Here is an 18791-nt window from a genome sequence, read left to right as displayed (position 1 = left end):
GGATCGAACGGGGTTCGCCGGGTTAAATCGGCCCCGCCGGGTGGATTGGCAAACGCTGTTTTGGCCTATAACCCCTGGCACATGACCAAAAAAGCCATGCTAGCCGCCGTCGCTCTCTCCGCCCTCGCGATCGCCGCCCCCGCCGCGGCACAGCGCGCCGCTCCGCCCGCCGCAGTGGTTGATCCATCGGTCGCGAAACTGCGCGATGCGGCGCTGAAGGACGATGTCGCCTATGACATCGTCGAGGGGCTCACCACGGAGATCGGCCCGCGCCCCGACGGATCGCCGCAGCAGGAACGCGCGCGGCAATGGTCGGTGGCGAAGCTCAAGGCGCTGGGTTTCAAGAACGTGCGGATCGAGCCGTATGAATTGACCAACGTCTGGGTGCGCGGTGCCGAAGCAGCCGAGGTCGTTGCCCCCTACCCGCAGCCGCTGCGCCTGACCGCGCTCGGCAATTCGGGCGCGACCCCGCCCGAGGGGCTGACGCTGCCGGTCGCCTACTTCGCGAGCTTCAACGACCTGCTGCTCGCGCCGGCAGGTACCCTGACCGGCAAGATCGCCTTCGTGTCGAACGCGATGCAGCCGACGCAGGACGGTTCCAGCTACGGCTCACAAGGCGCGGCGCGCTTCGTCGGGCCGAATATCGCGGCGAGCAAGGGGGCTGCCGCGATCGTCATCCGTTCGATCGGCACCGATCACGGCCGTGGCCCCCATGCAGGCAACACCAATTTCGCGCCGGGGGTGAAGCCGATCCCGGCGGCGGCGCTGTCGGTGGCGGACGCCGAAAATCTCGAACGTATGGTCAAGCTCGGCAAGCCGGTCACGCTGCATCTGACGCTAACTCCTACGGTCGCGCCGACACGCACCTCCGGCAACGTTATCGCCGAAGTGCCGGGCACCGACCCGGCGGCGGGCACGATTCTGATCGGCGGGCATCTGGACAGTTGGGATCTGGGTACCGGGGCGATCGATGATGCGTCGGGCGTTGCGATCACGGCTGCCGCGGCCAAGCGCCTGATGGATGCGGGCAAACACCGCCGTACGATCCGGGTGGTGTGGTTCGGCGATGAGGAAACCGGCGGGCTGGGCGGGATGGCTTACGCCAAGGCCCATGCCGGGGAACCGCACGCGCTGGCCGCCGAATTGGATTTCGGCGCTGATCGGGTCTGGCGGTTCGAAGTCAATCTGCCCGAGTCCGCCAAGCCGATTGCCGATCGACTGGCCGTCGCGCTGGCACCGATCGGAGTCGTGCGCGGTTCTGGCGTCGGCGGCGACGGCACCGACGTCGGGCCGATGCTGCGCACCGGCGTGCCTGCGATCGACCTCAACCAGTCGGGCCTGCGCTATTTCGATTACCACCACACGCCGGAAGACACGCTCGACCGGATCGATCCCGAACAGTTGCGCCAGAATGTCGCGGCCTGGACGGCGATGCTCGCGGTGGTGGCCGATGCGCCCGAAGCGATGGGTCCGGTACCGCCGAAGAAGTGAGCAAACTCAACTCGTCGCAAATACGGCGGAATCGTGGCAGCGACGGAACTTTGCGGCGGTTTGGCGATTGACGCACCCAAGCAGGACGTTATGTCGCCCCGCTTCGCAGCGGCATTGGGCTGCTTCGAACATTTTTATTGCTTGGGAGCAATTGCATGAAGAAGACCGCCCTTGTTCTCGTAGCCGCTGGCCTGATGTCGCTCGCCGCGTGCAACAAGAACCCGCAAGCTGCTGCGATCGAGAACAACGCCGACATGATCGCCGACGGCATCGACAACAATGCCGCGATCATGGACGATATGGCCGACAACTCGTCGAACGCAGTGGCGTCTGACATGATGGAAAACAAGGCCGACGCAATGCGCGATACGGCTGACAACGTCCGCGACGCGGGCGAGGCGAAGGCCGACAACGTCACCAAGTAAGGCTGTTTCGGGGCGCCGTGCCCCAAACTGCTAGAAATTGGGCGTTCCCCTGCCGGGGAGCGCCCTTTTTCATGCACTATTGCGGGGCGACGGCGTCGAGCGTGGCAATCTGATCGGCGATGATGCTGCGATACGGCGCCTCCGGTGGCGTCAGCGCGAGAGCGAGAAGCCAATAGCGCCGCGCCGCGCCAAAATCGCCGCTTTCCGCATAGGCCAGCCCGCGGAAATAGGGTGGTGCGGGGTGTGCGGGCGCGAGCCGCGTCGCCTGGTCGAACGCGAAGACGGCGGCGGGCGATACCGTGCCGTCATGCTGCGCGATCGCAGTGCCGTAGCCGGTCCACAGTGTCAGGCTGCGCGGATAGGCGTTCAGGCCCATCGCCACGACCCGTGCGCCACTCGGCCGATTGCCGCCGCGCATCAGAGCGTCGGACGCGATGAGATAGGCACCGTCGCCGGTGAACTGCCCCAGCATCGCGCCGCGTAGCGCGATTGTCGTGGGATCAATCACGACCGAGTTGCGATCCGGCCGCGCCAGGCGGCTGGGCCAGCTGGCATGTTGCTGCAGCGCGTAGCCCCCCGTCCCCAGCGATAACGCCGCAATCACGCCGCCCCACAGCAGCCGACCGGCACGGGCGCAGGCAAACGCGAACGCGGTGAGGCCCGCGATCAGCGCCAGGGATATCCAACCATTCACCGCGCGGAGCCAAATGTTTTCATGACGTCGGTGTAGGCGCTTTTGTGCGTCCGTATAAGTGCAACCGTCGCTGCCGTGCGCGCGTTAGGCGCGGACCGAAATCAAGGAATCCCAAGATGAAATCGTTGATCGCGTTCGATCTGGACGGCACGCTGGCCGAGAGCAAACAGCGGATCGAGCCCGAAATGGCCGGCCTGCTCGCGCAACTGCTCGACCGCGTCACTGTTGCGGTGATTTCGGGCGGAGATTGGCCGCAATTCGAAAAGCAGGTCATCGGAGCGATGCCGTCGGCGGCGCGCGTCGAGCGGCTGTTCATCATGCCTACCACAGGCACCAAGCTCTATCGTTTCGAAGGCGGTGAATGGCGCGCGATCTATGCCGAGATTTTCAAGCCAGAAGAGCGCGATCACATCCTGCGGTCGATCGACGATGCGCTCGCCAGCGCCGGGCTGGCGGATGAAAAGATCTGGGGTGAGCGGGTCGAGGATCGCGGCAGCCAGATCACCTTCTCCGGGCTGGGGCAGGAAGCGCCGCTCGACGCCAAGAAGGCGTGGGACCCTGATTTCGCCAAGCGCAAGGCATTGCAGGTCTCGCTGCGCGCTGCCCTGCCCGATCTTTCGGTCAACATCGGCGGGTCGACCTCGCTCGACATCACTCACGCCGGGATCGACAAGGCCTATGCGATGCGTCGCCTGGCCGAGAATTCGGGTATCCCGACCACGGACATGCTGTTTCTGGGCGACGCAATCTACCCGGGCGGCAATGACGATGCGGTCCGGGCCGCAGGCATGGACACGCTGAAAGTCCGCGACGTTCAGGAGACGATCACCGCGGTCGGGGCGATGGTCGCCTGCCTGCCCGTGCGTTAGCGGCCGATCAGGCGCAGCGCGATCGAATCGGCGACGTCGGACGCGGGTGCGCCGGTACGATCGCTTTCGTCCCACACCTGGACCAACCGGTCCGGAATGCGCGCGATCCGGGCTTCGACCTCGGCACGGTCGCCCCGACCGAGATATTCCAACCCGACGTTGATGATGCCGCCGGCGTTGATCACATAATCGGGCGCGTAGAGGATGCCGCGCTCTTGCAACGCGGCGCCCTCGGCTTTGGTCTCGAGCTGGTTGTTCGCGCCGCCCGCGACCACCTTTGTGCGCAGTGCCGCGATTGAATCGGGGGTAAGGACCGCGCCGAGTGCATTCGGGCTCACCACATCGGCCTCGATTGCCAGAACGGCATCCGCCGCCACAGTCGCAGCACCAAGCTCTTCAGCCAGCGCCTTGGCACGATCGGCATTCACATCGGCCAGCGTCAGGCGCGCGCCGTCCTTCGCCAGCAACCGAGCCAACCCACCGCCGACGCTGCCCACGCCCTGGATCGCGACATGCACGCCCTTCATGTCGGTCGCACCGAGACCGCGCTGCGCGGCCGCCTTGACGCCGAGATAGACGCCCATCGCGGTCGAAGGACCAGGATCGCCGCCCGCGCTGCCCGCCGCGACGGGCAGGCCCGACACATGCTTGGTCACCGTCGCGATCGTCTTCATGCTGTCTTCGGACATGCCGACGTCTTCCGCCGTCACATAACGACCACCGAGCGACTCGACCGCACGGCCGAACGCCTCCAATTGCGCCGGCGTGATGACATCGCCCGGCTTTGCCGCCAGCACGACACCCTTGCCGCCGCCCATCGGCAGATCGGCCATCGCATTCTTGAAGCTCATACCCCGCGACAGACGCAGCGCATCGGTGATCGCGCGGTCGCTATCGGCATAATGCCAGAACCGCACACCACCCGCCGCCGGACCAAGCTTGGTCGAGTGGATCGCGATCACGGCCCGCAGCCCGGAGGCCGGGTCGGTGAAGAGGTGCACGCCCTCATGATCGTCGAAATCGGCAAAGCCCCATCCGGTCGTCACGATGTTGATTTCCTGGCTGAAAAAGAAGTGGGGCGACCGACGGGACTTGAACCCGCAACATCCGGCATCACAAGCCGACGCTCTAACCAATTGAACTACGATCGCCGCAGAGGAAGCGCCCCTAGCGGTCCGCAGGGGCCAGCGTCAAGAATGCTGCGTCAGAATTTGCCTTCGACGGTGAGAACATGCCCGCGCGCGGTCTGTTGAAAGCCGCTCATCTCAAGCTGTGTCGCGGCGGCGGGGTCGATCGGGCGCACGCTCAACTCGGCGCGGAACCGGCCATTCTGCCAGATTCGCACCAGCGCCTGTTCGGTGCCCGACTGGCTGGCGAGCGGTAGCAACAACGCGCCGCCGTCGCAGCGCGCCGTGCCCGACAAGCCCTGCGCCAGGTTGATTCCCGCGATATCGCGACCGAGCGTCGCCTTCACGCGCCCCTCGGCCTTCTCGCAATTGCCGTCAGTAAAACGCACGCTGACGTCGTCGAGATCGAGCCCGCTGACCGGAAAACGCGCGAACACCGCTCCGCCGGGCAGCACGGCGGTCATGTCGTCCACGCCGACGCTATGGCGCGATACGCTCACCGCACCATGCACAGCCCGCGTCGTGGTGGTCGAGTGGCCCGCCAGATCGACTCGCGCGCGCCCGACGAACAGCGGCCAAGGCGACAGCGCCGCCCCCATGTCGCCAAGCGCGATGCTGCCGACGGCAGTTTCACGCAGCGCCCCGGACCAGACGCTGCCGGTCGCCTCGCGCGCGGCAAAGCCGGTGCGCGCCAGATCGAATTGGCCGAGCACGAGCCGCAGCGGCAGCAAGACGATGAGCGCGATGACGAACACCGCCCCGAACAGGGCGAGTGGGCCCGTGGTGAGGCGGAAGCGGGTCATTGCCCCTGCGCCTTCACGGTCATCTGTACCGACACGGTGCGATCACCATTGTCGATCGTGGCGAGTCGATCGACCAGAATGCCCGACGCCTCCAGCCCCGCGATCCAGCCGATCAGCGCGCCGGGCCGCGCTGAAGCGATTGCCAACTGTACATGATCGCTGCCTTGCGGCGTCACGTTGGTCAGCGCGAAGCCGGCGTCATTGGCCCGCGTCCGAATCACCGATTCGAGCGGGGCGTCGAGCGGGCCGGCGCGGTCCGCTTGCAGCGCCTTCACCGCATCGACGCGCGCCTGCGTCTCGCCAAGCGCGATCACCGCATCGGCATGCCGCGCCTTGGCCGAGGCAAGCGCATCGTTGAGGGGGACGATGAGGAAATACAGCAGGGCCAGCGCCACCGCGACGGCGCCGCCCGCCACCATATATTGCTCCCGCTGCGTACGGGCGCGGAACCAGGTCAGGAATTGCTCGGTCATCGCGGCTTCACCATGATGTCTCCAGACAGGCGACCGCCGCTCGACTGGAACTGGCCCATCGGCGTGGCATTGAAACCCGCCGCATCGAGATTGCGCTGGATCTGCAGGATCTGGCCTTCGTTCTGAACACCGACCGTGACACGCATCGCGCCGGCCGGGTCGAAGGACAGCGTGCGCGCCTCGGTTCCGGGTGTCGCGCGAATCGCACCGAAGACGGCGGCAGCCGTGCGGCTGAAACCCATGCCGCCGCCGCGCAACCGCTCAATCCGCGCGGTCAGTTGCCGGTCGGCATCATTCACCACCTCGCCACGCGACAGACCGGTACGCGCCAGCAGATCGGCGCGGCGTTCGAGTTCGTCGGCGGCGCTGGAATAGATGAACAGTTGCGCGGCGGTGATCAGGATCGAAACGGCAAAGATGGCAACGCTCAACCAGGCGAGGCGGCGGACCAGACCCCAATCGATCGCGATGCTGGTGCGCCGCGCGAACGCGCCCTGCCGGAGATCGAGTGCTGGATCCGCGACGGCGGCCACGATCGCCGCTTCGACTGCGTCGCGCGGCATCACCTCGGGCGCCGCGCCGCCGGTGACGAGTTCGGTCAGCCGCGCCTCGTCGGCAAAGCCGCTGGTCGGGCCACGCACCACCCCTGCCCCACCGAGATCGGCGCGGACATAACCCGATTCGGGCCGGGGCAGCAGCATCGGAGCTGGTAAAACCAATGTGGGATCGACGCCATTTGCGGCAAGCTCGGCGAGCCACGCCTGCATCTGCGTCGTGGCGACCACGCCGATCGGCCGTTCGGCGTTGCTGCCCTCACGCCCGACCGCGACGTGCAGTTCGCTGATCGGGGTCGCGCTCGCCTCCGCCGCCAGGATCCGCGCGGCGGTCACCGATTGCGCCAGTGACCGATCGGGCAGTTCGGCCCAGTGCAGCGTCACGGCGTCGGCGGGCACAACCGCGACATGCGCATTCTCGCGCGCTTCGCTCAGCGCGGGGAAGCCCTCACCCCGCGCCGACACGACATTGTCGGCAATCCGCAGCCAGCGCCACGGCACGTCCTGCGCGGGCAGGAAAAGGACGAGTGTGTCGTTCATGTTCGCTCGCCCCATTGCCGCGATACGAGCCGCGCGGGAAGCACCGACGCGTCGATAAGCCCGGTTTGTTGCAGGATCGCCCCGTCGATCGCCACATCGACCTGCAGTGAGAACCACATCGACTTGATATCGGTCTGCCCCGCCGCATCGTCCGACGCGCCCGCGCCGGTGATGATCGGTTGCGACCAGAAACCTGCGGTCGCGTTGAAACCTTGCGGCGGGCGGCGCAGCAGCGCCTGACGCACGGCCTCCACCGCCAGATTGGGGCGCAACATCGCCAGCAGCGGCGCCTGTTCGGGCAGGATGGTGTTGACGTTGATCTTCGACGGCGCCGCGACCGGCAGCGCGCAAATCCACGGGCGGAGCTTGTCATAATCCGCGCGCGAAACACCGGCGACGGCGCGCAGCTCGCTCGGATCGCGCATCAGCGTGTTGCCAGTGCGATACCCCAGCTTGCCGCCCGCATAAGCGCCGTCTTCGGCCCCATCCTGGATCGCGTCGGAATCGGTGTCGATCCAGTCGGACGCAGCGGCGGCGATCGCATCGGGGGAACGCGCCGCGGGATCGACCAACCGGATCAACCGCGCGAACTGGATCCGTGCCGGCGTGAAGGCGGCGTACACCCCCGGCCCCGTTTCGGTCACGAGGCTATTGAGGTTGAAGCAATTGCCGCCATCGACCACGACTGCGCTCGCACGGCCATTGGGCACTGGCAAGGGTATGCGCTTGCCGCTCCAATCCCCTTGCAGCGTGACCTTATCCTCGGCCTTCAGCAGCAGATCGGTCACCTTCACCACTGCCAGCGTTTCCGCGGCGTAGGAATAAGCGCGCGCCTGATCGAGCGCGACGGCGTTGCTGCCGAGCCGGGTCGCCAGCCGGAGCTTTTCCAGCGCGGTCCCGGCCAGAACCGCAATGACCGCGACGAGCAGCAACACGGTCAGCAAAGCCGCCCCGCGCTCGGAGTGCGGGTCAGCGCGCCGCGGCATCGACTCGCTTTCCATAACCGGTGCCGACCAGAAACATTTGCCGCGTCTCGACGCCATCGTCGGTTTGCAACCGCAGTTCGAGCGCGGCGGGCACCGGGAATTGCGGCGTTCCGGTCCAACGGTCGCTCCACGCGCCGTTGATGCGGTAGCGAAGCGCGATCTGGCGGACATGGTCGAGCATCGCGGTCGGCGGCAGCGGCGCGGCACCATCGAGCATCGGATAGGCGATCCGCACCAGCGCGCCATCGACGATCGCATATTCGACCTTTTGCTCTGACGCACGTGGCGCGCCGTCGAGATTGCTCCACCCGTCGCGCACAAACCGCAACATCGTGGTCCCGTTCGCGCCCGATTCGCCGGTGAAGACGGGCAGCACCTCGCCGCCCAGCCCGCGTGTCTGGCGGATCGACGCCTGCGCCAGGTCGGCGGTCAGGATCGAGGTCAGCCGATTCATCGCGGAGACGTGCTCGAGCTTTACGCCCGTCGCCCCCTGCGCGCGCACCGCGAATGACAGCAACGCGACCCCGGCGGCGGCGAGCAAGCCGAAGATCAGCAGCGAGATCATCACCTCGACCAGCGTGAAGCCGGCCTCACGCGGCGCGGGCGAGCGCGTCATTGTTTGGTCGCCCCGTCGCGCACCACGGTGAGTTGCCCGGAGGTCCGGCCGCTTGCATCGGTCACCGACACGGTGATGCGCAGGATGCGCGTGTCGCCGGTCGGTTGCGTCACGCGGGTCCAGCTCCAGCGCCTGCCGCCGTTCACGTCAGCCCCATTCGCAATGCCGATCGCGGGCGCACGGGCGTCGGTCAGCGCTTCATACGCCACGTTGCGCGCGACCATCTGCGCCATCAGCGTCGTGTCGAGCGCCCCCGCGCCCCGGATCGTTGCGCCTTCCAGCCGGATCAGGGCGAGCGCGGCCAGGCTGAACACCGCTAGCGCGACCATCATCTCGATCAGGGTGAAACCCTGTTCGGGGAGCGACGGTTTATCCACCGATGCGGACCTTGCCGTCGGTGCCCACATGGATCACGACCGTCTGATCAGCGCGCGCGAGCGTTACGTCGAGCGGCCGGTCCGCAATACCGGTCGGATCGAACAACAGCCGATCACGCGTGGCGCTTGTGCTCGGCTCCGCGCGCGTACCTTTGCTCCACTGCGTGACGCGCAACGGGCGATCGGCCATCGCGACCCAGGCACCGTCGCGCCGTTCATCGAAACCATAGCCGCCCGCCGAGACCCACACGCTGATCGGGCGCGCGGTGACGATTGCAAGATCGTGCGCGGCACGGGCGCGGGCGGCGAAGCGCTCAGCCTCGTCCTGCAGGCGACCGCGCGGATCGGGCAAGGCAAGCACCACCGCCGCGCTCGCCAGGCCGATGATCGTGATCACGATCATCAGCTCGATCAGCGTGAAACCGCTCTCGCGGGCCGGGGCGCGGTGGTGCCGCATCGGGTGTTATTGCCAGTTTCCGATGTCGGCATTGGGGCCCTCGCCCCCCGGCTTCTTGTCGGCGCCGAGAGTCCAGACATCGACCTCGCCATGCTCGCCCGGTGCGGCATAGAGATACGGGCGGCCCCACGGATCCTGCGGCAGTTTCTTGATGTAGCCGCCGCGCTGATATTTGGCCGGATCGGCATCGGCTGGCGGCGACACCAGCGCCTGCAGCCCGTCGGTATTCGACGGATAGCCGTCATTCTGCAGCTTGTAGAGATCGAGCGCGCTTTCGATCGTCGAGATGTCGGCCTTGGCCTTGGTAATCTTGCCGCGGTCGCCGAGCGGCAGGACGTTGAACGTGACGATCGCGGCGAGCAGTCCGAGGATGACGATCACCACCATCAGTTCGATCAGCGTGAAGCCCTGTTCGGACGGGCGGACGCGGGTGGTAGCAGGGGATTGGGACATAGCAGACCTCATTGTCCGGCAAGCGTGTTGAGTTGCAGGATCGGGAGCAGGATCGATAGCACGATCGTCGCGACGACACCGCCCATCACGACGATGATCAGCGGTTCGAGCAGCGACAGCGCCGTCGTGGTGAAGCGGTCGAACTCGCGTTCGAGATAGTCGGCGGCGCGTTCCAGCATATCGTCGAGCTGCCCGGCCGTCTCGCCCGAGGCGGCGAGGTAGGTCAGCAGCGGGGGGAATACGCCGGTCCGCCGCATCGCCGCCGAGAGGCTGCCGCCGCCGCGGATCGCGTCGATGATCTCGTCCGAGGCTTGTTTCAGCCGGAGGTTGTGGATCGTCCCGCCGGTAAGCGTCAGCCCCTCGAGCAGCGGCAGGCGGCTTGCGACCATCGTCGCCAGCGTGCGGGCCATGCGTGCGGCGTGGAGATCGCGCAGGAGGCGGCCAAGCAGCGGGAGCTTGAGGATGCGGCTGTCGAACGCCAGCTTGATGCGCGGGTTCTTGAGCGCGCGCCACAGGCCGAAAGTTGCGAAAGTGCCACCCACAAGCAGCACCCACCAGTAGCTGACAAGGAAGCTTGACACCCCCATCACGGCGCGGGTGAGGAAGGGCAATTCCTGCCCGACCGTGTCGAATTGTTCGACCACTTGGGGCACGACGAACACCATCAGCGCGGTCACCACCGCCATCGCCACCACCGCCAGTACCGACGGATAAGCGAGCGTGGTCAATATCTTGCCGTTCATCTCGGCCTGTCGTTCGAGCAGCACCGACAAGCGTTCGAGGATCACAGGAAGCGAGCCAGAGCTTTCGCCCGCCGACACCATCGCGCGGTAGAGCGGCGGGAAGCTCTTCCCCTCGCGCGCCATCGCCTCGTGCAGGCGGCGCCCCTCCATCACGCCCGCATGGACCGAATCGACGATCGCGCGGACATGCTCCTGTTCGGTCTGGCGGCTGATCGTGCGGAGCGACTCTTCGAGCGGGGACACGCGGTTGAGCGTGGCGAGCTGGCGCGTGAAGAGCGTCAACTGCTTGGTGCTCATCTTCGCGCGGCCGATCCGCAGATCGGACAGCAGCGGTTTTCCCTTCGCCGGGCGGCCCGAGCCGGGTTCGACCTTGACGACATACAGCCGCCGCCGATCGAGCGCCGAGCGCGCCTCGTCGATCGAGGGCGCGGCGATATGCCCGCGCACCTCGCGGCCCTTGGTGTCGATCACGAGGTAATCGAAGTCAGCCACTTATTTCCCCTCCCTGGAAGGGAGGGGTCGGGGGTGGGTTGGTGCGAAGAGAGGTCAACCGCTGCCACGGGCCGACCCACCCCCCGCCCCTCCCTTCCAGGGAGGGGAGTTGATCGGGCAGCCCCTCCTTTCCGGGGAGGGGAGCAAGAAGAAAGAAATCAGCCATCGGCCGCTTCGGGCTCCGGCAGCACCATCGGCGCTTCGGCATCCGCCATGTCGCGGCGCGAGACACGGACGGCTTCCTCCGGCGTGGTGATGCCGTCGCGAACGAGCTGCCGCGCCGCGCCGCCGAGCGTGGGCGCGTGGAGGAAGGCGTGGCGCGCGATCAGCGCTTCGTCGCCGCCTTCGTTGATCATGCGGCGAATCGTCTCGTCGATGCGGATCGCTTCATAGACGCCGACGCGGCCCTTGAAGCCGGTGCCCTGACATATTTCGCAGCCGACCGCCTCATAGACGATCGTGCCCGAATCGAAGCCGAGCAAGGCCGAGACCGAGCCTTCCGCCTGCACCGGCTTGCGGCAATTGTCGCACAGCCGCCGCACCAGCCGCTGCGCGATCACCGCGCGGAGCGTAGAGGCGAGCAGGAACGGCTCGACCTTCATGTCGCGCATTCGCGTGATCGCGCCGACCGCGTCATTGGTGTGGACGGTGGAGAGCACGAGATGCCCGGTGAGCGACGCCTGCACCGCGATCTCCGCCGTCTCGCGATCGCGGATTTCGCCGACCATCACCACGTCGGGATCCTGGCGCAGGATCGCGCGAAGGCCCGCGGCGAAGGTCAGCCCGACCTTGGGATTGACCTGCGTCTGACCGATCCCCTCCATCGCATATTCGACCGGGTCCTCGACCGTCAGAATATTGCGGCTGCCATCGTTGAGCAGGCGCATCGCGGCATAGAGCGTCGTGGTTTTACCCGATCCGGTCGGCCCGGTGACGAGGATGATGCCGTTGGGCTCGGTAATCGCTTCCTTGAGCAAGTGGTTGATCGTCGGCGACATGCCGAGCACGTCGAGCGTGATCCCGGCATTTTCCTTGTCGAGAATACGCAGCACGACGCGCTCGCCCGCCCGGGACGGCAGCGTGGACACGCGCACGTCGAGCAATTTGCCGCCGAGCGTCAGGCCGATGCGCCCGTCCTGCGGCACGCGCCGTTCGGCAATATCGAGCCGTGCCATCACCTTCACGCGGCTGACCACCACCGGCGCGACGTGCGGCGGCATCCGCAGTGTCTCGCGCAGCACGCCGTCGATCCGCATCCGCACGACGAGGCCAGTTTCATACGGCTCAATATGGATGTCCGACACGCCATTGCGCGCGGCATCGGCGATGATGCCGTTGATCAGGCGGATCGCAGGGGCATCATCGGCGGTGTCGAGCAAATCATCGGCGGTGGGCAAATGATCGGCGAGCATGTCGAGCTCATCGCCGAGGCCGAGCGTACCGGCCGCCATCGCCGCAGCTTGCCCGTCCATCGCATAGGCTTCGGACAGCAGCCGGTCGAATTCGGTTGCCGTCACGAAGCCGACGTCGAACGGGCGCGCGAGGTGGCGGCGCAGTTCGAGCAGCACCTTGGGATCGGCCCCTTCCCGCATCGCCACGGCGAAATGCGAGTCCGAGCCGGGGTCGAGCACCACGCCGAACCGCCGGGCGAAGGCGTAGGGGATGGTGACGTTGGGGATTTCGACTCCCCTCCCGCTCGCGGGAGGGGGCGGGGGAGGGGACGCTCCGAATGCGATTGTGCTTGTTGCGCTGCCCTCCCCCAGCCCCTCCCGCAAGCGGGAGGGGGAGAAGAAGTCGCCGCGCCTGGCTCGATCTCCACCTTACCGGCTCCGCTTCGTCTTTATGACCGTGCTCGAACTGCGCTGAATCGGCACCGAGATCCGCGGGTCCTCGATATTGCCGGGCACCGGCGCACTCGGAATGGGCGGCGTGGTGCCGAGATAATCGCGCACGAGCTGATCGATCGATGGCTCCTCGTTCGGCGAGGCGAGGCCCTGCTGCAGGCGCAGATAGCCGTAGCGCTGTTCGGTCAGCTTGCGGCTGTCGTCAGCGCTGCGCAGGATCGTCGGGCGGATGAAGATCATCAGATTGGTCTTGGTCCGCGACTTGGCCTTGGACCGGAACAGATTGCCGAGGCCCGGAATGTCGCCGAGCAGCGGGATTTTCTCGATCGTACGGCGCTCATTGTCGTCTAGCAGGCCGCTGATCACCGCGATGTCGCCATCGTCGACGGTGCGGACGGTTTCGACCTCCCGCTTGTTGAGGATCAGGTCGCTATTGTCGCTCGACACCGGCCCGGCAATCGAGCTGACCTCGAGCCGGAGGTTCAGCTTCACCGTGCCGCTCGAATTGACCTGCGGGCGCACGGTCAGCTCGATGCCGACGTTCTCGCGCTGGGTGGTGCGGAAGGCGTTGTCGAAATTGGTCGACAGCGCCTGGCCCGTCGTGATCGGGATTTCCTGGCCCACCAGGCTGTGCGCCTCCTGATTGTCGAGCATGACGAGATGCGGGACTTGCAGCAGGTTGGAAGTCGTGTCGCTCTTCACCGCGTTGATGATCGACCCGAACACCGTGTCGCCGATCTTGCCAGCCCAGCCGCCGAAACCGCCGCTTGCGCCGAGGATCGATTGCAGCGCGGATTGCTGCAGCGAATCACTGGCGGCGCTGTTGGTGCTGGTGGTGACGGTGCTGCCGTTGATCGTCGTGGTCGTCGTGCTGAGTTCGCGCGCGCCGATCGCACCGGCGATGGTGAGGAGGCTCGGCGCGGTGTTCTGGAAACTCGATGCCGCGAACACGCCGCCCTTGATATTGGCGATCGCGAATTGCGCGCCGAGCTGGCTGGCGGTTTGATCGGACACTTCGGCGACGATCGCCTCGACCAGCACCTGCTCGCGACGGGTATCGAGTTGGCGCACGACGTCGGCGAGTTGGCGCTGCACCTCGGCGGGCGCGGCAATCACGATCGCATTGGCGCCGACGAAGCGGGTCACGACCGAGGCCGAGCGGCCGCCGGCGGTAATCGCCGCCTGCCCCTGCTGGCCGCCGCTGCCGCCGACATCCTGCTGCGCGGTCTGGACGGGTGCGGAACGCGCGGTCGGCTGAAACCCGCTGCCGCTCGATTGCTGGTTGCTGTTGCTGCCGAAGGTCGAGGCCGAAAGCTGTTGATTGGTGATCGGCGACGGGGTCTGTCCGACGAGTTGCTGCAGCACGGGCAAGAGCTGCTCGGCATCGGCGTTTTCGAGGAAGATGACCTTGATCTCGGTGCCGTTCTTAGCGCGCCGATCGAGATCCTCCGCGACGGCGGCGAGCCGCGCGACGGAGTTGGCATCGCCACGGATCGCGACCGAATTGGAGCTGGCGATCGCGACGACGCTGACCCCGGTCGAGGGACCGGCGCCCCCTGCCCCGCCGCCGCCCTGCCCGGTGAGCGCCTGAAGCGCCGTGGCGATCTCGCGTGCGCCGGCATTTTTCAGCGCGATGACGCGGGTCGAGGAGGTATCCGCGTCGATCCGGCGCAGCACCTCTCGCACGCGGCGGATGTTGTCGGCGAAATCGACGATCACGAGGCTGTTGCCGCCGCGGTTCGCGGTGACCGAGCCTTGCGCCGAGACGAGCCCGCGCACCGTATCGACCGCGGTCGAAGCCTCGATCGAGCGCAAGCGCACCACTTCGGTGACGAAGCTGTTCGACTGCGCCCCGCGCGCGCCGACGCGGCTCGGCTGTGCGGCGGCGTTATCGACCGGCTGGATGCGGAACGCGCCATTGCCGGTCGGCACGGCGATCAGGCCGTTCGAGCGCAGCGTCGACAGAAAAATCTCGAAATATTCGGATTTGGAGACGGGGTGATCGGTCACCACCGTCACCTTGCCGCTCACGCGCGCGTCGATGATGAAGGTCCGCCCGGTCACGCGCGCGGCATCGGCGATGAAGGCGCGAATATCGGCATCGCGCACGTTCATCGACGTCTGCGCCAGCGCGGTGCCTACGCATGTCAGGGCCAGCAACGGGCCGAGTATTAGTTTCTTCATGGCCCCGCAATCGTGATGGCAAGTGGAATGGTATTGCCGCCGCGCTCGACCGTGGTCGATAGCACGCCGCCTTTGGCATATTGTGTGGCGATCCGCTCGATATCGGCCTGGCCGCTGACCGGTCGCCCGCCGATCTGCGTCACGACGTCGCCGTCGCGCAACCCCGCCGCGCGAAACGCCGCGCCCGAGCCCTGAGCGCGCACGGTCAAGCCGCTGACACGGCCATTGTCGATACGCGGGATGAAGCCGACATCGGCCTTCAACTGAGCAACGGTGATGCCTTGCGCACCGATCGGGCCGCCCGGTGCAGGCGGGGCTCCGGGCGGCGGGGCGGCGTCGACCCCACCGATCAGCGGGGGGCCGTTCGGGGCCGGTGGGGCGGCCGGTGCCTGATCGGGCTGGACGATGAACAGATCTTCGGAAGAGCCGCCACGGTCGATCGTCACATGATCGAACGCGACCGATTTGAGTTTCACCCCGGGCATGATTTCCTGCCCCACGCCAATGCTTTGCTGTACGCCGTCCGGCCCGGCGATGATCGCGGAACCGCCGCCTTGCGCCTCGTCGAGCCGGGTGCCGAACAAGGTCAGTTGCAACGTGGTGACAACGCTCGGCCCGGCTGCGTCACCGCCGCTGATCAGGAAGAAGGGATCGAAGCTGCGCAGGATTGCTTGCGGAGAACCGGCGATGCCCGCCTGTTCCGGCTTCCAGTTGCCGACCGGACCGACCGGCGTGATCACCACCCAGACGAGGCGCGCGCATTGAATAGCGAGCAGCGCGATCAGCAACAGCTCGACACCGGTATAGACTTTCGTGACGGGTACGCGTCGCAAGATGGCTCGCGCCCGCGCATCCAAAACCAACCGCATCCGGCAACCATCCCCGATCATGACCCTGCTAGGGGGCGAGTGTTACAGTCCCGCGTCATTCGTGTGAAGCCGCCCGTCATATCCGGGCCCAGACGCCAAGTCGCTGGAAATGCCGCAATCGCTTTGGCAATAAGCAGCAATGACGCACGCGCCCAATCTCGGATCGGGCCACCCTTCCGAAACGGTGGTCGCCCATATGCTCGCCCAGCCCGGCGTACAGCGCGTGCCGAGCCCCAAGCTGACGCTGTTCATCCGCCGCCATTTCCTCGATGCCGAGATGTGCGCGCAGATCTGCGACGCAGTGGACGCGACCCGGCGTCCCTCCACGGTCTCGGATTTCAACGGCGACCCGACCTATCGCACCAGCGAGACCGGCGACCTTCCGCCCGACGATCCGCTGACAATCGCGCTCAACGCCCGGATTTCGGCGTTTACCGGGCTCGACCCGGTGCATGGCGAGCCGATCCAGGGGCAGCGCTACGCCGTCGGGCAGGAGTTCAAGCAGCACACCGATTATTTCGAGCCGAACGGGCTGGACTTCGAGAAATATTGCGGCTTCGCGGGCAACCGCACCTGGACGGTGATGATCTATCTGAACGAACCGGCGGCGGGCGGGGCGACGCGGTTCATGGCGATCGACAAGATCGTCAAACCCGAGACCGGCAAACTGCTGGCGTGGAACAACCGCCGCCCCGACGGCACGCTCAATCCAGCGACGATGCACCACGGCATGAAAGTCCGCGCCGGAACCAAATATGTCGTAACCAAGTGGTTTCGCGAACGTCCCTGGGGCTGGGCGAGTTGAAACGCCACGCGTTGCGTGCGCCATAAATCTGTCACGCAACCGCTACCGATCTGTCACGAAAAGTCACTTAGCGAGTCACATACCGATCCTAGAGCGCCCCTCGATGAGGATGCGAGGGGGCGAGCCAACTCGCGACTGCATCGTCTGATGAATGCCGCCAGCCAGGCGGTTCAGCGAGCTGGAGACAGGGACCATGACCAATTCGAATTTGCGTCGCATGTTGATTGCGACCGTGTCGATCGCCGCGCTTGGCGGTTGCGGCGCGAATGACATCGCCTCGCCCGGCACCGGCGGCAACATCAGCATCATCAACAACCCCGCGCCGACCCCGGCCCCCTCGCCTACGCCAACGCCGACTGCCACGCTCGTCACCCCGGCAACGGGTTGCCCCACGATCGCCGATGCGCAAGGGCTGAGCGACCGTGGCACGATCACCGGACCGACCGGCACGTATCGCGTCTGCGCGCTGCCGGCGCGGATCGTGTCGAGCACCAACCTCACGCGCATCCCTGGCCTGCTGTATCTCCTGCCCGGCCGTGTCGATGTCGGCTATGACAATGGCCCGACGCCGCTCAGTTCGACCAACACCCGCGTCGTGACCCAGCCGGACGGCACCAGCCGCACGCTGACCGCCGATTCGAACGTCACGCTGACGATCCAGCCCGGCGTGGTGATCTATGCCGCTTCGGGTGCGAGCTGGCTGAACGTCAATCGCGGCAACAAGATCAACGCCGTCGGCACCGCAACCGCCCCCATCGTCTTTACCAGCCGCGACAACGTCCTCGGGCTGAACACCGACAGCTCGTCGGGTCAGTGGGGCGGCGTCGTGCTTTCGGGCCGTGCGCAGATCACCGATTGCGCGGTTCCGGGCTCGCCCGCACTCGCCAATGGCAGCTCGCCCAATGCCGGCACCACCTCCTGCGAACGCCAGACCGAAGGCGCGGTTGACCCGGCGCTCTACGGCGGCACCAACAATCTCGATAACAGCGGCCGCATGAGCTATGTGCAGATCCGCTACTCGGGCTTCGTCCTGTCGGCGGCGTCCGAACTGCAGTCGCTCACCACACAGGGCGTTGGCGAAGGCACGGTCCTCGACCATATCCAGTCGTTCAACAGCTCGGACGATGGCGCAGAGTTCTTCGGCGGCCATGTCGGCATGAAATATTATGTGTCGATCGCGTCCGAAGACGACAATCTCGATACCGACGTGGGCACGAAGGCGAACTTCCAGTACGTCATCGTGGCACAGCGCGCTGGCAGCCTTGCCCAGGGCGCCGATGCCATGATCGAAGCGGACACCGACAACAATTCGGTCAACGACAATCCGCGCCAGAACACCACGGTGTCGAACGCGACTTTCATCGACCGTACGGGCCCGGGCAATGCCGATCAGGCGGCAATCCTACTGCGCGGCGCGACCGACTATACGCTGGTCAACTCGATCCTGGTGACCAACCCGCTGCATTCGTGTCTGCGCATCAGCGACTCGCGCACGGCCGATGCAACGGTAACTGCGGCTAACGATGAAAGCGGTGCCCCCGTGTTCCGTTCGGTCGTTATGCAGTGCCTGAGCTCGCGTCCGTTCATCGGCTCGCCGCTCAGCGGCCAGACGCTGGCCGACGCCGACGTCGCCGCGTTGTTCAATGGCGGTGCCAACAACAATGCGACGACCTACACGCCGACGCTGACCAACCTGTTCATCAACGGCGCGAACGAAACCGCAGTGACACCGTTCGATCAGACCACGCTGAACGGCCGTGTGTTCAACGGCATCACCGTCACCCCGGCCGGCTTCTTCGACAAGACGACCTACATCGGTGCAGTCAAGGATGCGGCCGATACGTGGTACCAGGGCTGGACCTGCAACAGCACGACCGCCGCGCTCGGCACCAGCCTGACGGGCAATTGCACCACGCTGCCGACGATCTGATCTCGACTGCGTGACATGGGGCGGGGCGTCGCGCGTGCGACGCTCCGCCCCTTTTCGGA

Annotated in this window: 19 protein-coding genes and 1 tRNA gene; 5 read left to right on the top strand and 15 right to left on the bottom strand. The window is 66.3% G+C overall.

Going from position 1 to position 18791, the window contains the following annotated elements:
- Window positions 1-81: 81 nt before the first annotated feature.
- Together AB5I39_RS16515 and AB5I39_RS16510 are read left to right on the top strand one after the other, a co-directional pair.
- On the top strand, window positions 82-1491 hold the full coding sequence (locus AB5I39_RS16515) for a M20/M25/M40 family metallo-hydrolase (protein WP_404369325.1): 1410 nt from the start codon (window positions 82-84) through the stop codon (window positions 1489-1491).
- A 155-nt stretch (window positions 1492-1646) separates the two neighbouring features.
- Window positions 1647-1916 (top strand): hypothetical protein, encoded by a 270-nt coding sequence (locus tag AB5I39_RS16510; RefSeq protein ID WP_404369322.1) that lies wholly within the window; start codon window positions 1647-1649, stop codon window positions 1914-1916.
- Window positions 1917-1992: 76 nt separating this feature from the next.
- Here AB5I39_RS16510 and AB5I39_RS16505 read toward each other — a convergent pair whose 3' ends face one another.
- Window positions 1993-2610, bottom strand: coding sequence for a tetratricopeptide repeat protein (locus AB5I39_RS16505; protein WP_404369319.1), 618 nt, complete (start codon window positions 2608-2610; stop codon window positions 1993-1995).
- A 116-nt stretch (window positions 2611-2726) separates the two neighbouring features.
- Between AB5I39_RS16505 and AB5I39_RS16500 the strand changes: the two genes are divergently transcribed.
- Window positions 2727-3479, top strand: a complete 753-nt coding sequence (locus tag AB5I39_RS16500; RefSeq protein ID WP_404369316.1) for an HAD-IIB family hydrolase — start codon at window positions 2727-2729, stop codon at window positions 3477-3479.
- Here the strand turns inward: AB5I39_RS16500 and AB5I39_RS16495 are convergent.
- The 14 genes from AB5I39_RS16495 to AB5I39_RS16430 form a co-directional block, all read right to left on the bottom strand.
- A complete protein-coding gene (locus AB5I39_RS16495) occupies window positions 3476-4525 on the bottom strand; it encodes a Leu/Phe/Val dehydrogenase (RefSeq protein ID WP_404369313.1) in 1050 nt (349 codons plus the stop codon). The two genes, AB5I39_RS16500 and AB5I39_RS16495, sit on opposite strands and share 4 nt — an antisense overlap.
- A 28-nt stretch (window positions 4526-4553) precedes the next feature.
- Window positions 4554-4630: transfer RNA gene (locus tag AB5I39_RS16490), tRNA-His, on the bottom strand.
- Window positions 4631-4683: 53 nt separating this feature from the next.
- Window positions 4684-5409, bottom strand: coding sequence for a type II secretion system protein N (gene gspN / locus AB5I39_RS16485; RefSeq protein ID WP_404369310.1), 726 nt, complete (start codon window positions 5407-5409; stop codon window positions 4684-4686).
- Window positions 5406-5882, bottom strand: a complete 477-nt coding sequence (gene gspM, locus AB5I39_RS16480) for a type II secretion system protein GspM (protein WP_404369307.1) — start codon at window positions 5880-5882, stop codon at window positions 5406-5408. Before gspM ends, gspN begins: the two co-directional genes overlap by 4 nt.
- Window positions 5879-6976, bottom strand: coding sequence for a type II secretion system protein GspL (gene gspL / locus AB5I39_RS16475; RefSeq protein WP_404369304.1), 1098 nt, complete (start codon window positions 6974-6976; stop codon window positions 5879-5881). Before gspL ends, gspM begins: the two co-directional genes overlap by 4 nt.
- The gene (gene gspK / locus AB5I39_RS16470) at window positions 6973-7962 is read right to left on the bottom strand and encodes a type II secretion system minor pseudopilin GspK (protein WP_404369301.1); all 990 of its coding nucleotides are present in this window, start codon (window positions 7960-7962) and stop codon (window positions 6973-6975) included. The genes gspL and gspK overlap by 4 nt, the downstream gene beginning before the upstream one ends.
- Entirely contained in the window at window positions 7946-8578 is a 633-nt protein-coding gene (gspJ, locus tag AB5I39_RS16465) for a type II secretion system minor pseudopilin GspJ (protein ID WP_404369298.1), read from the bottom strand. Before gspJ ends, gspK begins: the two co-directional genes overlap by 17 nt.
- On the bottom strand, window positions 8575-8985 hold the full coding sequence (gspI, locus tag AB5I39_RS16460) for a type II secretion system minor pseudopilin GspI (protein WP_404369295.1): 411 nt from the start codon (window positions 8983-8985) through the stop codon (window positions 8575-8577). The genes gspJ and gspI overlap by 4 nt, the downstream gene beginning before the upstream one ends.
- On the bottom strand, window positions 8948-9412 hold the full coding sequence (locus AB5I39_RS16455; protein ID WP_404369292.1) for a GspH/FimT family pseudopilin: 465 nt from the start codon (window positions 9410-9412) through the stop codon (window positions 8948-8950). Before AB5I39_RS16455 ends, gspI begins: the two co-directional genes overlap by 38 nt.
- Window positions 9413-9418: 6 nt before the next feature.
- A complete protein-coding gene (gene gspG, locus AB5I39_RS16450) occupies window positions 9419-9865 on the bottom strand; it encodes a type II secretion system major pseudopilin GspG (RefSeq protein WP_404369289.1) in 447 nt (148 codons plus the stop codon).
- Window positions 9866-9873: 8 nt separating this feature from the next.
- On the bottom strand, window positions 9874-11100 hold the full coding sequence (gene gspF, locus AB5I39_RS16445; RefSeq protein WP_404369286.1) for a type II secretion system inner membrane protein GspF: 1227 nt from the start codon (window positions 11098-11100) through the stop codon (window positions 9874-9876).
- A 158-nt stretch (window positions 11101-11258) separates the two neighbouring features.
- The gene (locus tag AB5I39_RS16440) at window positions 11259-12734 is read right to left on the bottom strand and encodes a GspE/PulE family protein (RefSeq protein WP_404369283.1); all 1476 of its coding nucleotides are present in this window, start codon (window positions 12732-12734) and stop codon (window positions 11259-11261) included.
- A 186-nt stretch (window positions 12735-12920) separates the two neighbouring features.
- Window positions 12921-15128 (bottom strand): type II secretion system secretin GspD, encoded by a 2208-nt coding sequence (gspD, locus tag AB5I39_RS16435; RefSeq protein ID WP_404369280.1) that lies wholly within the window; start codon window positions 15126-15128, stop codon window positions 12921-12923.
- The gene (locus tag AB5I39_RS16430) at window positions 15125-15997 is read right to left on the bottom strand and encodes a type II secretion system protein N (protein WP_404369277.1); all 873 of its coding nucleotides are present in this window, start codon (window positions 15995-15997) and stop codon (window positions 15125-15127) included. The genes gspD and AB5I39_RS16430 overlap by 4 nt, the downstream gene beginning before the upstream one ends.
- A gap of 139 nt (window positions 15998-16136) precedes the next feature.
- On the opposite strand from AB5I39_RS16430, the gene AB5I39_RS16425 reads away from it, so the two are divergent.
- Window positions 16137-16802 carry a prolyl hydroxylase family protein gene (locus tag AB5I39_RS16425; protein ID WP_404369274.1) on the top strand — a complete coding sequence of 222 codons (666 nt, stop codon included), beginning with the start codon at window positions 16137-16139 and terminating at the stop codon, window positions 16800-16802.
- Between the two features lie 193 nt (window positions 16803-16995).
- Entirely contained in the window at window positions 16996-18732 is a 1737-nt protein-coding gene (locus tag AB5I39_RS16420; RefSeq protein ID WP_404369271.1) for a hypothetical protein, read from the top strand.
- The last annotated feature ends 59 nt before the right edge of the window (window positions 18733-18791 follow it).

It is taken from the genome of Sphingomonas sp. MMS24-J45 (genome assembly GCF_044881195.1).
Classification (GTDB): domain Bacteria; phylum Pseudomonadota; class Alphaproteobacteria; order Sphingomonadales; family Sphingomonadaceae; genus Sphingomonas.
This window is presented reverse-complemented; position numbering and strand designations above follow the sequence as displayed.